This is a genomic window from Pseudomonas sp. TE3644 (assembly GCF_056278815.1).
Genome location: NZ_JBWBQF010000001.1, coordinates 5079680 through 5093460 on the forward strand (window position 1 = coordinate 5079680; position 13781 = coordinate 5093460).

At 62.2% G+C, this 13781-nt stretch carries 14 protein-coding genes; 5 read left to right on the plus strand and 9 right to left on the minus strand.

Going from position 1 to position 13781, the window contains the following annotated elements; all coding sequences use genetic code 11:
• Positions 1 to 27 precede the first annotated feature (27 nt).
• The 3 genes from def to ACZ9GA_RS22405 all read right to left on the minus strand — a co-directional run bounded on the left by def (position 28) and on the right by ACZ9GA_RS22405 (position 1911).
• Positions 28 to 567: a peptide deformylase gene (gene def, locus ACZ9GA_RS22395; RefSeq protein ID WP_457360701.1), complete on the minus strand. Its 540-nt coding sequence runs from the start codon at positions 565 to 567 to the stop codon at positions 28 to 30.
• A gap of 18 nt (positions 568 to 585) precedes the next feature.
• Entirely contained in the window at positions 586 to 1539 is a 954-nt protein-coding gene (locus ACZ9GA_RS22400; protein WP_457360700.1) for a YihY/virulence factor BrkB family protein, read from the minus strand.
• Between the two features lie 192 nt (positions 1540 to 1731).
• The gene (locus ACZ9GA_RS22405) at positions 1732 to 1911 is read right to left on the minus strand and encodes a CsbD family protein (RefSeq protein ID WP_457360699.1); all 180 of its coding nucleotides are present in this window, start codon (positions 1909 to 1911) and stop codon (positions 1732 to 1734) included.
• A gap of 247 nt (positions 1912 to 2158) precedes the next feature.
• Between ACZ9GA_RS22405 and ACZ9GA_RS22410 the strand changes: the two genes are divergently transcribed.
• The gene (locus tag ACZ9GA_RS22410; RefSeq protein ID WP_457360698.1) at positions 2159 to 3640 is read left to right on the plus strand and encodes a right-handed parallel beta-helix repeat-containing protein; all 1482 of its coding nucleotides are present in this window, start codon (positions 2159 to 2161) and stop codon (positions 3638 to 3640) included.
• Positions 3641 to 3769: 129 nt separating this feature from the next.
• On the plus strand, positions 3770 to 4150 hold the full coding sequence (locus tag ACZ9GA_RS22415) for a hypothetical protein (RefSeq protein WP_455926502.1): 381 nt from the start codon (positions 3770 to 3772) through the stop codon (positions 4148 to 4150).
• A 118-nt stretch (positions 4151 to 4268) separates the two neighbouring features.
• Here ACZ9GA_RS22415 and ACZ9GA_RS22420 read toward each other — a convergent pair whose 3' ends face one another.
• Both ACZ9GA_RS22420 and ACZ9GA_RS22425 read right to left on the minus strand, forming a co-directional pair.
• Complete coding sequence (locus ACZ9GA_RS22420) at positions 4269 to 4670, minus strand: DUF2177 family protein (protein WP_457360697.1); 402 nt, start codon at positions 4668 to 4670, stop codon at positions 4269 to 4271.
• 85 nt (positions 4671 to 4755) lie between these two features.
• The gene (locus ACZ9GA_RS22425) at positions 4756 to 5592 is read right to left on the minus strand and encodes a CvfB family protein (RefSeq protein ID WP_455926516.1); all 837 of its coding nucleotides are present in this window, start codon (positions 5590 to 5592) and stop codon (positions 4756 to 4758) included.
• 317 nt (positions 5593 to 5909) lie between these two features.
• Between ACZ9GA_RS22425 and ACZ9GA_RS22430 the strand changes: the two genes are divergently transcribed.
• Together ACZ9GA_RS22430 and ACZ9GA_RS22435 are read left to right on the plus strand one after the other, a co-directional pair.
• The gene (locus tag ACZ9GA_RS22430; RefSeq protein ID WP_027977102.1) at positions 5910 to 6098 is read left to right on the plus strand and encodes a hypothetical protein; all 189 of its coding nucleotides are present in this window, start codon (positions 5910 to 5912) and stop codon (positions 6096 to 6098) included.
• A 177-nt stretch (positions 6099 to 6275) separates the two neighbouring features.
• The gene (locus ACZ9GA_RS22435; RefSeq protein WP_457360696.1) at positions 6276 to 6995 is read left to right on the plus strand and encodes a TorF family putative porin; all 720 of its coding nucleotides are present in this window, start codon (positions 6276 to 6278) and stop codon (positions 6993 to 6995) included.
• Positions 6996 to 6998: 3 nt separating this feature from the next.
• On the opposite strand, the gene aceK is transcribed toward ACZ9GA_RS22435, so the two are convergent.
• Positions 6999 to 8720, minus strand: coding sequence for a bifunctional isocitrate dehydrogenase kinase/phosphatase (gene aceK / locus ACZ9GA_RS22440; RefSeq protein ID WP_457360695.1), 1722 nt, complete (start codon positions 8718 to 8720; stop codon positions 6999 to 7001).
• A gap of 266 nt (positions 8721 to 8986) precedes the next feature.
• Between aceK and ACZ9GA_RS22445 the strand changes: the two genes are divergently transcribed.
• Entirely contained in the window at positions 8987 to 9856 is an 870-nt protein-coding gene (locus ACZ9GA_RS22445) for a DMT family transporter (protein WP_457363670.1), read from the plus strand.
• An 85-nt stretch (positions 9857 to 9941) separates the two neighbouring features.
• Here the strand turns inward: ACZ9GA_RS22445 and ACZ9GA_RS22450 are convergent, their stop codons facing one another.
• From ACZ9GA_RS22450 to ACZ9GA_RS22460, 3 genes are read right to left on the minus strand one after another with little or no spacing between them, the layout of a single operon-like run.
• Positions 9942 to 11231 carry an NAD(P)/FAD-dependent oxidoreductase gene (locus ACZ9GA_RS22450; protein ID WP_457360694.1) on the minus strand — a complete coding sequence of 430 codons (1290 nt, stop codon included), beginning with the start codon at positions 11229 to 11231 and terminating at the stop codon, positions 9942 to 9944.
• A 20-nt stretch (positions 11232 to 11251) separates the two neighbouring features.
• Positions 11252 to 12340 (minus strand): polyamine ABC transporter substrate-binding protein, encoded by a 1089-nt coding sequence (locus ACZ9GA_RS22455; protein ID WP_455924302.1) that lies wholly within the window; start codon positions 12338 to 12340, stop codon positions 11252 to 11254.
• A 38-nt stretch (positions 12341 to 12378) separates the two neighbouring features.
• Positions 12379 to 13737, minus strand: a complete 1359-nt coding sequence (locus ACZ9GA_RS22460; RefSeq protein ID WP_455924301.1) for a glutamine synthetase family protein — start codon at positions 13735 to 13737, stop codon at positions 12379 to 12381.
• Between the last annotated feature and the right edge of the window lie 44 nt (positions 13738 to 13781).

Below are 13781 nucleotides of genomic sequence, written 5' to 3' on the forward strand. Positions count from 1 at the left end.
TTGGAAGCGATAGGGGCGGCGCGATCGTCAGTCATCACTCGCCGGATCAAGCCCTGGAAACAGAATCTCGGTAAACCCGAACCGGCTGAAATCCGCAATCCGCGACGGGTACAAGCGCCCAATCAAATGATCGCACTCATGCTGCACCACCCGCGCATGAAACCCCTGGGCCACCCGCTGAATCGGCTGCCCCTGCGGGTCAAACCCTTCATAACGAATGTGCGAATACCGATCCACCACACCCCGTAACCCCGGCACCGACAGGCACCCTTCCCAGCCCTCTTCCGTGGCCGGGTTCAGCGGCGTGATCAGCGGATTGATCAGAATGGTCTGCGGCACGGCCTCGGCATCCGGGTAACGCTCGCTGCGCTCGAAGCCGAAGATCACCAGCTGTAGATCAACGCCGATCTGCGGCGCCGCCAGCCCTACGCCGCCCACGTGTTCCATGGTCTGGAACATGTCGGCGATCAGCTCGTCCAGCTCGGCACTGCCGAACATCTCGGTGGGTACGGGCTGGGCCACGCGCAGCAAGCGCTCGTCGCCCATTTTCAGAATGTCACGAATCATGGTGTGGCGGATCCCCGATCAGGCCTGCTCAGGGTCCGGCTTGATCGAATGATCGCGCCCCAGCCCCGAAACATGCTTTTTAGCATTTTCCGCTTCGTCCTCGGGAAATTCCTTGTGGCCAGGGTCTTTGCCTTCCACGGACATGTGCTCGATCACCGCATTCATCTCCGCGCCCAGCAACAGCACTGCCGACGAGATGTAGAAATACAGCAACAGCACGATGATCGCCCCGATGCTGCCATACATGGCGTTGTAGTTGGCGAAGGTCTTGACGTAGAAGGCAAAGCCCAGCGAGGCGATGATCCACACCACCACGGCCAGCACCGAGCCTGGGGTGATGAAGCGGAATTTCTGCTTCACGTCGGGCATCACGTAGTAGATCAGCGCCACGGCGATCATCATCAGGATGACAATGACCGGCCAGCGGGCCACGGTCCACAGGGTGACAATAAAGTCTTCAAGGCCGATCTGCCCGGCCAGCCAGCCCATCACCTGCGGCCCCAGCACCATCAGCGCAGCGGCAGCCAGCAGCATGCCGGCGATGCCCACGGTGTAGAAGATCGACAGCGGAATGCGCTTCCAGGCCGGGCGCTCCTCGACCACGTCGTAGGCCGCGTTCATGGCGCTCATCATCAGCCGTACACCGGCCGAGGCGGTCCACAGCGCGATGACGATACCGAATGACAGCAGGCCGCCCTTGGACTGCTGCAACTGGTCGATCACCGGGTTCACCGAGTCCAGCGCCTGGGGCGGCAGCACCAGTTCGGCCTGCAGGCGCAGCCACGAGAAAAAGTCGGGCAGGTGCAGGAAACCGATCAGGGCGATCAGAAACAGGATGAAGGGAAACAGCGAGAACAGCATCTGGTAGGCCAGTGCAGAGGCGTAAGTCGACATTTCGTCGTCGATGAACTCTTTCACCGTGCGCGCCAGCACCGTATGCAGAGGTAAATCACGCATTTCCTGAAAAATCATTAGCGTCTCCTTTCGCCGCCATTGTGGAGGAGTACAACGAGTGAAACGCCGGACCTGGCCCAACGCTGGGGCGCAGGTTTTACCTTAAAATAGCCGCAAACACGATGCTGCAACGGTTACCGGCAATGTCCAGACAGCACAGCGGCCATCCGAGGATGACCGCTGTGTGGGATAAGACCGCGCGCGCACCGATTAGTGCTTGCTCAGCTTGTCCTTGGCTTCGCCAACGGTTTGCTGGACTTTGCCCTTGGCTTTGTCCGCAGCGCCTTCGGCACGCAGCTTATCGCTGCCCACCAGCTTGCCGGCGCCTTCCTTGACGTTGCCCTTCGCTTCGTTGGCCATTCCTTTCACTTTGTCTTTAGTGCCACTCATGGTATTTCTCCTTTCAGGAAAGTACAGGTGTCTAAAGTCGACATAGAGGTTGACTGACCGCTTTGCGCCAGAGTTTCAATTTTTTCTCGGCAATCGTCGTTACCCGATGAACTGCACGGGCGAATATCGACCGCAACCACCCGCACCGTCCGCCAACCGCGTTTTGCATCTACTAGAATCATGCCGCGTTGCGCCACCGAGCCGGCGAGCGCGAAAAAACAACAGTGTTTTCCCGGAATCGATACTCATGCGTGTTTCTCCCGTACTGGCAGCCCTGCTGCTGGCCTTGCCCGTGGTGACAGCCCACGCGGACGAGCCGACCGCGACCGCGGATGCGCCACAGACCCTGGTGGTCAACAGCTACGCCGACGACGGCAAGGATGGCACCCTGCGCTGGGCCATCGAGCAGAACAACCAGAACCCCGGCCATTACCGCATCGAGATCCAGGCGGTGGGCAGCGCGCCCTTTGTGATCAAGCCGGCTTCGGCCCTGCCGGACATCAAGGGCCCGGTGGTGATCGAAGGCGCGGCCTGGAAACACAGCGGCGACTTCATCGCCATCGACGGTTCGGCCTATGTGCAGGGCGACACCGCCAAGGCCTGCCCAGGCGCTTTGGCTGGCCAGTCAGGCGCCAACGTGCGCACCCTGAGCAACCCCGGCCTGACCGTACGCGACACCCAGGGCGTGGACATCAGCGGCCTGGAAGTGCGCAACTTCTGCATCGGCATACTGCTCAACCGCGCCGGTACCAGTACCGTGCACGACAACCGCATTCTCAACAACCGCGGCGGTGCCGGTATCATGCTGACCGGCGACGATGGCCAGGGCAACGCCACGGCCAACACCACCAACAACAACCGCATCCTGCGCAACCAACTGATCGACAACGGCGACGGCCTTGAGCTGACCCGTGGCGCGGCGTTCAACCTGCTGGCCGACAACCTGTTCCGCGCCAACAAGCTGACCCCCGAGGTCTCCCAGGGCGTGGAGATCATGCAGGCCAGCGACAACACGCTCACCCATAACCGCTTCGAAGGCTATTCCGACGGCGTGCAGATCAACGGCGGCGACCGCAACTACCTGGGCGGCAACGTGTTCAGCGGCAACTCCATCGGCATCAGCGTGACCGGCGCCGACAACCTGCTGGACGGCAACCTGATCCACAGCAACCGCATCGGCATCGCCCTGCGCCCCGAGGCGGTCAGCCACAACACGCGCATCAGCGCCAACCGCATCTGGGACAACAGCCAGGACGTGAAGCGTTGCCAGAGCGGCGGCGCCTGCATCCCTACCCAGCGCACCGGCGCCATCGTGATCGGCGTGCCCGGCCCCGATAACGCCAGTTTCGTGGGCAACCGCGGCGCCGGCGTGGAAGCCGGCAAGGCCGTGATCTGCGCCGCCAAGGGCGCAGCCACCGCCGACTGCCAGCAACTGCCCAACCACAACCAGCCCACGCCCAAGCTGCGCGCCATTGCTGCAGGCAGGCTGCACGGTGAAGTGAGCGGCGAGCCCAACGCCCGCTACCGCGTGGAAGTGTTTGGCAACGCCAAGCCGACCGAGACCGAAGCTGCCAATTTCCTGGGCGAGGTGTATGTGTCCACCAACGGCCGCGGCGTGGCCAACTTCAGCTTCCCGCTGGACGTGAAAGAGCCCAACCGCTCGTTCACCGTGACCGCCACCAGCCCCGATGGCGCCACTTCCGAGCTGAGCAAGGCCCTGCCTCGCTGACCCCTGGCCTGCGCCCTGCCCGCTTTTGGCGGCAGGGCGTCAGGTTTGCCTTTATGTTTGCGCGTTTTACCTTGAGAATGCACCGCGTATTCAGCCACGGCGCTGACGCTTCATTTGCGTAGGACTTCTATGAAACTCGACAAACCCCTGGCCATCGCGCGCCGCAACAAAGAACTCGGCGGCGCGGTGCTTGGTGTCAACAACTGCCATTTCACCCTGCACGACGCCCGTCGCAACATTTTCTGGTTCGACATTCCGGTGGGCCGCCTGGCGATCGGGCAGTACGAATGGATTCACATGCTGATGCACACGCCCAGCACCGACCAGTTGCTGCACCTGAAGGTGCCGACCGCCTATTTCCGCGAGAAAATGGAAGGGTTGGTGGTGCGCAACGAGGGCAAGCGCAAGTCGACGGTGAGCCTGGAGCTGAGTGCCGACAAGGATTCGTTCCTCAAGGACGTGCGGCCGTTGGGCGCGGGCGTGGGCTTTGTGCAGTTTCTGCAAGGCTGAAACGCTGTCGCCGCCGTACACCCGTAGCCGCTGCCGAAGGCTGCGCTGGCCCTATGCCTCGCTGGAGATGTTCTGTGAGGACGAGGGCCAGCGCAGCCTGGCGGCAGCGGCTACAGGGTCACGCCCACTTCGTCGTAACCCACACCCCCACCGCCGCCGCCAGGGCCGACACCACCACGCCCCAGGCCATATCGATGAACACCAGCAACGGCGGCCACGCCACAATCGTCGCCCAGTTGGTCAGGTCATAGGTGCCGTAGGCAATCAGCCCCAGCATTGCCCCCAGCCCCAACCCGCGCCAGACGCTGCCGGCATTCACCCCCGGCCACACCGCAAACACCACCACGCCCAGCGCATACAGCAGGTAAAACCCTGCCGCAGGCCCCAGCAGCGGCTTGTCGCGCATCAGAGAGCCGAGCATCTGTTTGTAGGTGGGACTCATGAGCACGCCCAGCCACAGGGCGTCGAGAATCAGGATGACCAGAAGGGTGCTGACGTAGGCGATCAGGGCTTTTTTCATCGGTACACTGCCTCGAAGGGGGTTCGTACAGTGTAGGCCCAGGCCCGGCGCAAAAAGTTCACGCCGGGTGTCTAGCTCAAGGGCTTCAGGTCAATTCGATGCGGTCGGCATGAATCACCAGCTTGCCTTCCTTGTAGAGGGCGCCGATGGCCTTCTTGAAGTTGCCCTTGCTCACGCCGAACAGCCCGCTGATCACTTGCGGGTCGCTCTTGTCGCTCACCGGCAGCACGCCGTTGTTGTCGCGCAACTTGCTGAGGATCTGGTTGTGCAGGCTGCTGGTCAGTTGCTCACCGATCGGCTGCAGGCTGAGGGCAATCTTGCCGTCGCTGCGCAGCTCCTTGATAAAGCCCTTTTCCTCTTTGCCCGAGCGCAGGAACTTGAACACTTCGTTCTTGTGGATCAAACCCCAGTGCTTGTTGTTGATGATGGCCTTGAAACCCATGTCGGTTTCTTCGGCCACCAGCAAGTTCACTTCCTGACCCACGCTGTAGTTGGCCGGCAACTTGTCCAGGTAGCGGTCCAGGCGCGCGGTGGCGGTGATACGCTTGGTGCGCTTGTCCAGGTAGACGTGCACCACGCAGTAGTCGCCCTGCTTGAGCTCGCGCTTCTCTTCCGAGTAAGGCAGCAGCAGGTCCTTGGGCAGGCCCCAATCCAGGAACACGCCAATGCTGTTGATCTCGACCACTTTCAGGCTGGCAAACTCGCCCACCTGAACTTTCGGCTTTTCCGTGGTGGCCAGCAACTTGTCTTCGCTGTCCAGATAAACGAATACATTCAACCAGTCTTCATCTTCACTGGGAATGTCTTTGGGAATATAACGGTTGGGCAGCAGTATTTCGCCGTCGGCGCCACCGTCCAGATATAAACCGAAGTCCGTATGTTTAACCACTTGCAAACTGTTGTAGCGACCGACTAAAGCCATTTCTAAAAACCCTCGTTACGTGCGCGCATTCTACCCCAGATCCCCGGCTGCCGCTGCCCCGCCGCGCCAGCCCTTGATTTTCAAGGGCTTGGCGCCCCGTTCGTCAGACCACTGGTCGCCACATCAGCCCGCCCGCGCCCCGACCGCCATTTCGCGCCATAAACTTTCCCATTAAAACAAGCGCTTACGGCCGATTATTGAAAATTAAACGGATGATTGACAAATTACTATTCACGCCTTTCCCGGACAATATTAGCCCAGCAAGTAAAGGGGCTTTGCGGTATAATCACCGGCCGTATTGAATATTGCACAGGTGAATGGCAGCCATGCGTGTTAAAGCCTCCAACAGCAAAGCCAAGCCCGCTCCGGCCGTGGAAACCAGCGAATCGATCAACGACCAGATCGCTGCCTTCCTTAAATCCGGTGGTGAAATCCAGCAGATCGCCAAGGGCGTCAGCGGCCAGACTTTCACGCCGTCGCGCCACATCAGCCTGGGCAAGAAATAACCCGCGCTGCCTCCCAAGGCTTGTGGGCCGCCCGGCCCACTGCCTGCGCTGTACCCTCCCCCGCTTAGCCTTTCTGCCAATCGGCGCACATAAAGCCGATGAACGGTATGAAACGGAAACGTTTGCCCGGTATGCTTGGCCCCTCTAGATCGGACCTTCCAGCCCGGGAGGAGCATGATGCTCAGGCTCACCCTTGTTCTTGCAGCCACCTTGATGGCGTCCCAGAGTGCGAGCGCGCAACTGTTGCAGCGTGACCTGGGCGACTACAACCTGCAATTTGGCACCAGCCCCGCCCGCAGCATGGCCCAGGGCCTGGTCAAGCCGGCCACCTCCGATACCGTGCATGGCGGCCTGGACCTCAGCAGCGACACCGGTTGGTATTTCGGCCAGTGGACACCCAGCATGGGCCTGACCGCGTCCACCAGCATGGAAATCGACACCTACACCGGCTTCAAGAGCTCGCTGACCCCAACGCTGGGCTACGAAGTGGGCGTGATCCACTACACCTTCCCCGACCTTGCCACCAATGACAGCCACGAGGTGTACGCCGGCCTGACCGTGCTCAGCACCCGCTTCGGCGCAGCCTTCAGCGACGACCCCGGCCGCCGCGACAGCACCCTGTTCGCCGACTTCGGCCACGTGCCGCTGCTGGATTTCGGCGTGCGCGTGAAGGTGGGCGACCATCAGCTCGACACCCCCTATACCATCGGTGATGGCAGCGAAGTGCGCGGTTTCAGCGACTGGTCGGTGCAGCTGTCGCGTGCGTTCATGGGCGTGGACCTCAACCTGATCTACAGTGGTTCCAGCCTGGGCGGCGCCAGCTGCGAAGCGTATTCGGGGCAGAACAGCTGGTGTGACGGCAGCCTGGTGTTGCAGGCCCAGCGCTCGCTGTTCTGACAACTATTCATTGTCGCGCTGCTGGCGGCGATACGGGAACACGTCGATCACCTTGCCATCCATGATGGCCCCCTGCAGCCCTTTCCAGTAATCAGCATCGTACAGCTCGCCATGCAACTGGCTGAACAGCTTGCGCTGCCCGGCGTCTGCGAACAGGAACGGCGGAAACTCCTCGGGAAATACGTCGTGGGGCCCGATGGAATACCAGGGCTCCGAGGACATCTCGTCTTCCGGGAAGCGCGCCGGCGGGATGACGCGGAAATTCACCTCGGTCAGGTAGCTGATTTCGTCGTAGTCGTAGAACACCACGCGGCCGTGACGGGTGACGCCGAAGTTTTTCAGCAGCATGTCGCCGGGGAAGATGTTGGCGGCGGCCAGTTGCTTGATGGCCAGGCCGTAGTCCTCCAGCGCCTCGCGCACCTGGGGCTCGTTGGCACTTTCCAGGTACAGGTTCAGCGGGGTCATGCGCCGCTCGGTCCAGCAGTGGCGGATCAGCACCGTGTCGCCTTCGACCTGCACGGTGGACGGTGCAACCTCCAGCAACTCGGCCAGGCAATCGCCTTCGAACTTGCTTTTGGGGAAGCGGAAGTCGGCGAATTCCTGGGTATCGGCCATGCGCCCCACCCGGTCGACGCTTTTCACCAGGCGGTATTTCTCGATCACCGTGTTGCGATCGACGTTCTTGGACGGCGAGAAGCGGTCCTTGATGATTTTGAACACCGTGTTGAAGCCCGGCAGGGTAAACACTGACATCACCATGCCGCGCACGCCGGGGGCCATGATGAAGCGGTCGTCGGTGGAGGCCAGGTGGCGGATCAGCGCTCGGTAGAACTCGGATTTGCCGTGTTTGTAGAAGCCGATGGAGGTGTACAGCTCGGCAATGTGCTTGCCGGGCAGGATGCGCTTGAGGAAGCCGATGAACTCGGCCGGCACCGGCACATCCACCATGAAGTAGGAACGGGTGAAGGAAAAGATGATCGACACTTCAGCTTCGTCGGTAATCAAGGCGTCGACGCGGATGCCCTCGCCTTCGCGGTGCAGAAAGGGGATCGCCACCGGCCACTGCTCGTCGCGGGTGTACAGCCGGCCCACCAGGTAGGCGCCCTTGTTGCGGTACAGCACCGAGGAGAACAGCTCCAGGTGCAATTCGCTGTCCTTGCACACCCAGTCGGGCAGATGGCTGCGCAAATGGCCTTCCAGGCGGCGGATATCGCCTTCAAGGTCGGCGTAAGGCATATCGAAGCGGTAATCGCGGAACACCTTGGCCAGCATGCCTGCCAGTTGCCCGTCAGGCTTGTAGATACGCGTCTGCGCTGCCCGCTCGCCGCGCAGGGACGGCCGCGTGGTGTGGATGAACATGCAGCCATCGGTGATCAGGTCATGGCTGAACAGGCCGCAGAAAATCGAGTTGTACCAGGTTTCCGCCAGCTCATCGTCGAAGCGCAGGTCGATCAGGCGGATGTAGGCGCTTTTGACCAAGGGCCATTGGCCGACGTCCATCAGTACTCCCGCGTCGAAGCCTTCGCGCAGGGCGCTGACGGTCTGGCTGACCTTGGCTTCGTACAGATTGATGCGCGCCGCCGAGGCTTCCTGGATAGCCTGCCAGTGGGCCTGCTCAAAGCGGACGCGGGCGCCGTCGGTGATCAGGCGGAAATGTTCGCGATAATCGTCGAAACCATCGAGGATGGTACGGGCGATGTCGGCGGCCGGCCATTGTTGCGCCATGGGTCTCGAGCCTCTGCGGTGGGCGAACCCAAAGCGTAGCAGCCGGGATGGCGGTGTTGTTCTGGAGGGCCTCATCGCGAGCAAGCTTTGCTCCCACAGTGTTGAGCCATACACCAGTATTGGGCTCAACACTGTGGGAGCAAAGCTTGCTCGCGATGAGGCCAGCAGCATCCCCCACACAGCCAAGTTGCCAATACCAACCACCTCATGGACACTTGCGCCCCGCCCAACCGGATCAGGAGATCTGCGTGAAACCTGCCTCCCTCATGAACATGCTGTTGCTGGCCGCCGTCTGGGGTGCCAGCTTCCTGTTCATGCGCGTCATTGCCCCGGTGCTGGGCGCCTTCCCCACGGCGTTTTTCCGCGTCGCCATCGCTGCCACCGGGCTGCTGGTGATTCTGGGCCTGATGCGCGTGAAGTGGGCCTTCAACGGCAAGCTCAAGACCTGCCTGCTGCTGGGCATGATCAACTCCGGCCTGCCCGCCACCCTCTACTCGGTGGCCGCCCAGGTGCTGCCGGCGGGCTACTCGGCGATCTTCAACGCCACCACGCCGCTGATGGGCGTGTTGATCGGCGGCCTGTTCTTCCACGAGCGCCTGACGCCCATCAAGCTGCTGGGCGTGTTCGCCGGCCTGTTGGGGGTAGGCATCCTCACCCGTGCAGGCCCGGTTGCCTTCGACCTGCAACTGGCCATGGGCGCCCTGTCCTGCCTGCTGGCCACCACCTGCTACGGCTTCGCCGGCTTCCTGGCGCGCCGCTGGCTGGACCAGCAAGGCGGCCTGGACCCGCGCCTGTCGGCGCTGGGCAGCATGCTGGGCGCCACTTTGCTGCTGACGCCGCTGTTCGCGGTCAGCGTGGCCGTCGCGCCGCCGGCCAGTTGGGGTGGCTGGGAGGTGTGGGGCTCGTTGCTGGGGTTGGGGCTGTTGTGCACCGCGTTCGCGTACATCCTGTACTTCCGCCTGCTGAGCGACATCGGGCCGGTGAAGTCCAGTACGGTGACCTTCATGATCCCGGCGTTCGGGGTGTTGTGGGGGGCGATGTTGCTGGGTGAGCCGCTGTCGTGGGCACACCTGTATGGCGGGGTGTTGATTGGGGTGGCGTTGTATCTGGTGTTGCGGCCTACGAAGGCTTCATAGTATCGGTAAGGCCCTGACGCCGCCTTCGGCAGCTGCTACAGGATTGTGTAGCAGCTGCCGAAGGCGGCGTCAGAGGCGACGCTAATCAGCCCAGGATTTCCTTGAGACGGTACCAGGCCATGCCCAGCGCCAGCAGCGGCGAGCGCAGGGCCTTGCCGCCCGGGAAGGTCATGTGCGGCACTTTGCTGAACACGTCGAAACCGTGGCTATGGCCGGCATGGATGGCCTCGGCCAGCAGTTTCGCCGTCCAGTGAGTGACGTTGACCCCATGCCCGCTGTAGCCCTGGGCATAGTAGACATTCGGGTGCTGGCTCAAGCGCCCTACCTGCGGGAAACGATTGGCGGTGATGCCGATCATCCCGCCCCACTGGTAGTCCAGCTTGACGTTGGCCAGTTGCGGAAACACCTTGAGCATCTTCGGCCGCATGTAGGCGCCGATGTCGGCCGGGTCTTTACCGGAGTAATGGCAGGCGCCGCCAAACAGCAGGCGGCGATCAGCCGTCAGCCGGTAGTAGTCCAGGCCGACTTTCTGGTCGCACAGGGCCAGGTCCAGGGGGATCAGGCTCTGCGCCACTTCGCGGCTCAGCGGTTCGGTGGTGATGATGTAGCTGCCGGCCGGCAGCACTTTGCCACTCAGACGCGGCTCAAGGTCATCCAGGTGGGCGTTGCAGCCCAGTACCAGATGGCCGGCGCGCACGGTGCCACCGGCGCAACGCACCTGCACCGTGCTGCCATGGATAATCTCCAGCGCCGGGCTGTTCTCGAAGATGCGCACGCCCTGGGCCTGGGCCAGCCGAGCCTCGGCCAGCACCAGACGCAGCGGGTGCAGATGCCCTGAACCCATGTCGATGAAACCACCGGCGTACTGGTCGGACGCCACCACTTCGTGCATCTGCGCGGGGCCGACGATGCGGGTTTCATGGCCGTAGCCGATGTCGCCCAGCCAGCGCTGTTCATCGGCGAACGCCGCGAACTGCGCCGCGGTGTTGGCCAGCTCGCAGAAGCCCCAGCGCAGATCGCAATCGATATGGTTGGCCTCGATGCGTTCGCGCACCACGGCCACCGACTCGATGCCGGCCTGTTCCAGGTAGCGCACGCCGTCATTGCCCACGTAGCGGGCAAAGCCGTCCACCGCGTGGCCGATACCACGGATCAGTTGCCCGCCGTTGCGGCCACTCGCGCCCCAGCCGATTCGCCGCCCTTCCAGCAGCACCACCGACAAACCGCGTCCGGCCAGTTCCAGGGCCGTGTTGACGCCGGTGAAGCCACCGCCGATCACGCACACATCAACCACCAGATCCTCCCCCAGGCAGGGGTAGTCAGGCATCTGGCCGGCGGTGGCAGCGTAATACGACCGGGCATGTTCTGATTGCATCACCATCACACTTCTCGCTGTCAGCGGTTTGACTTGATGTCGGTCCAGTCGCGGGTCATCAAGCGCATGATGGCCGGCGTCGGGGCGGTGGAAATATACAGCTTGTCCAGCACTTCCTGAGACGGATAAACCTCGGGGTTAGTCAGCAGGTCCTTGTCCATGTACTGGTTGGAGGCCGGGTTGGGGTTGGCGTAACCCACGGTGGCGCTGACCTTGGCGATGACCTGCGGGTCGAGCAGGTTGTTGATGAAGGCGTGGGCCTCTTTCACGTCAGCGGCGTCGGCAGGGATGGCCAGCAGGTCGAACCACAGGTTGGCGCCTTCCTTGGGAATGGCGTAGGCGATGTGCACGTTGTTCTTGGCTTCCTTGGCACGGTTGGCGGCCTGGAACACGTCACCCGAGTAGCCGAAGGCCACACAGATGTTGCCGTTGGCCAGGTCCGACACGTACTTGGACGAGTGGAAGTAAGTCACGTAGGGGCGCACGGCCTTGAGCTTGGCCTTGGCCTTGGCGTAGTCCTTGGGGTCGTTGCTGCGCGGGTCCATGCCCATGTAGTTGAGCACCGCCGGGAACAGTTCGTCGGCCGAGTCCATCATCGACACGCCGCACTTGGACAGCTTCTTCATGTTCTCGGGTTCGAACAGCACGGCCCACGAATCGATGTGGTCCACGCCCAGCACTTCCTTGACCTTGTCGACGTTGTAGCCGATGCCGTTGGTGCCCCACAGATAGGGGACAGAGTGCTCATTGCCCGGGTCGTTCTTTTCCAGCAGGGCCATGAGTTTGGGGTCCAGGTTTTTCCAGTTCGGCAACTGCGAGCGGTCCAGTTTCAGGAACGCCCCCGCCTTTACCTGGCGCCCCAGGAAATGGTTGGAAGGCACCACCACGTCGTAGCCGGTGTGGCCGGCCAGCAACTTGCCTTCCAGGGTTTCGTTGGAGTCGAACACGTCGTACACCACCTTGATGCCGGTCTTGGCGGTGAAGTCCGCCAGGGTCGTGTCACCAATGTAGTCCGTCCAGTTATAGACACTGACACTGCCTTCAGCGTGCGCGCCGGTGGCGCACAGCAGCGCCAGGGCTGCGGGAAGCATGGATTTCAGTAAACGCATTCGACTCACTCCGTTGGTACTTTTCTAATGGTTTTTAACTACACGCTCAGCAGCAGGAACTCGCGCTCCCAGGAGCTGATGACCCGCTTGAAGTTTTCATGCTCGGCGCGTTTCACCGCCACGTAACCGCGGACGAACTTCTCGCCCAGGTACTTGATCACGGTGTCGCACTCTTCCATGTGGGCCAGTGCGTCTTCGATGGTGATCGGCAGGCGCAGGTTGCGGCGCTCGTAGGCGCGGCCTTCCACCGGCGCGCTCGGCTCGATGCCCTCGACCATGCCCAGGTAGCCACACAGCAGGCTGGCGGCGATGGCCAGGTACGGGTTGGCGTCGGCGCCCGGCAGGCGGTTTTCCACGCGCATGGCTTCGGGGCTGGCGTCGGGTACGCGCAGGCCCACGGTGCGGTTCTCTTCGCCCCACTCCACGTTCACCGGCGCCGAGGTGTCGGGCAGGAAGCGGCGGAACGAGTTGACGTTGGGCGCGAACATCGGCAGCAGTTTGGGGATGTACTTCTGCAGCCCGCCAATGTGGTTGAGGAACAGCTGGCTCTTGCTGCCGTCTTCGTTGACGAAGATCGGCTTGCCGGTGGCGATGTCGATCACGCTCTGGTGCAGGTGCATGGCGCTGCCGGGCTCGTCGCCCACCGGCTTGGCCATGAAGGTGGCGGTCACGTTGTGCTTGAGCGCCGCTTCACGCATGGTGCGCTTGAAGATGGTGATCTGGTCGGCCAGGTCCAGGGCGTCGCCGTGGCGGAAGTTGATTTCCATCTGCGCCGGGCCGTCTTCGTGGATCAGCGTGTCCAGGTCCAGGCCCTGGGCTTCGCACCAGTCGTAGACGTCTTCGAACAGCGGGTCGAATTCGTTGGCGGCGTCGATGGAGAACGACTGCCGGCCGCTTTCGGCACGGCCCGAGCGGCCCAGCGGCGCGCGCAGGGGCAGGTCCGGGTCTTCGCAGCGCTGGGTCAGGTAGAACTCCATTTCCGGCGCCACGATGGGCTGCCAGCCGTGGTCGGCATACAGCTTCAGCACTTTCTTCAACACGTTGCGCGGCGACAGTTCCACCGGGTTGCCGTGCTTGTCGAAAGTGTCGTGGATCACGATGGCGGTGGGCTCGATGGCCCACGGGATCACGTAGATCGAGGACGGGTCCGGGCGGCAGATCATGTCGATGTCGGCCGGGTCCAGCAGGTCGTAGTAAATGTCGTCGTCGACAAAGTCCCCTGTTACCGTTTGCAACAGCACACTTTCCGGCAGGCGCATGCCTCGCTCATGCAGGAATTTGTTGGTGGGTGCTATTTTGCCGCGGGCGATGCCAGTCAGGTCGCTGACCACGCATTCAACCTCGGTAATCTTGTGATCTTTCAGCCAACTGGACAGTTGGTCGAAGGGGGCATTCATAAAGACCTCGTAATGGTTTTGTCTGGGTCGATCTTGCATGTTTT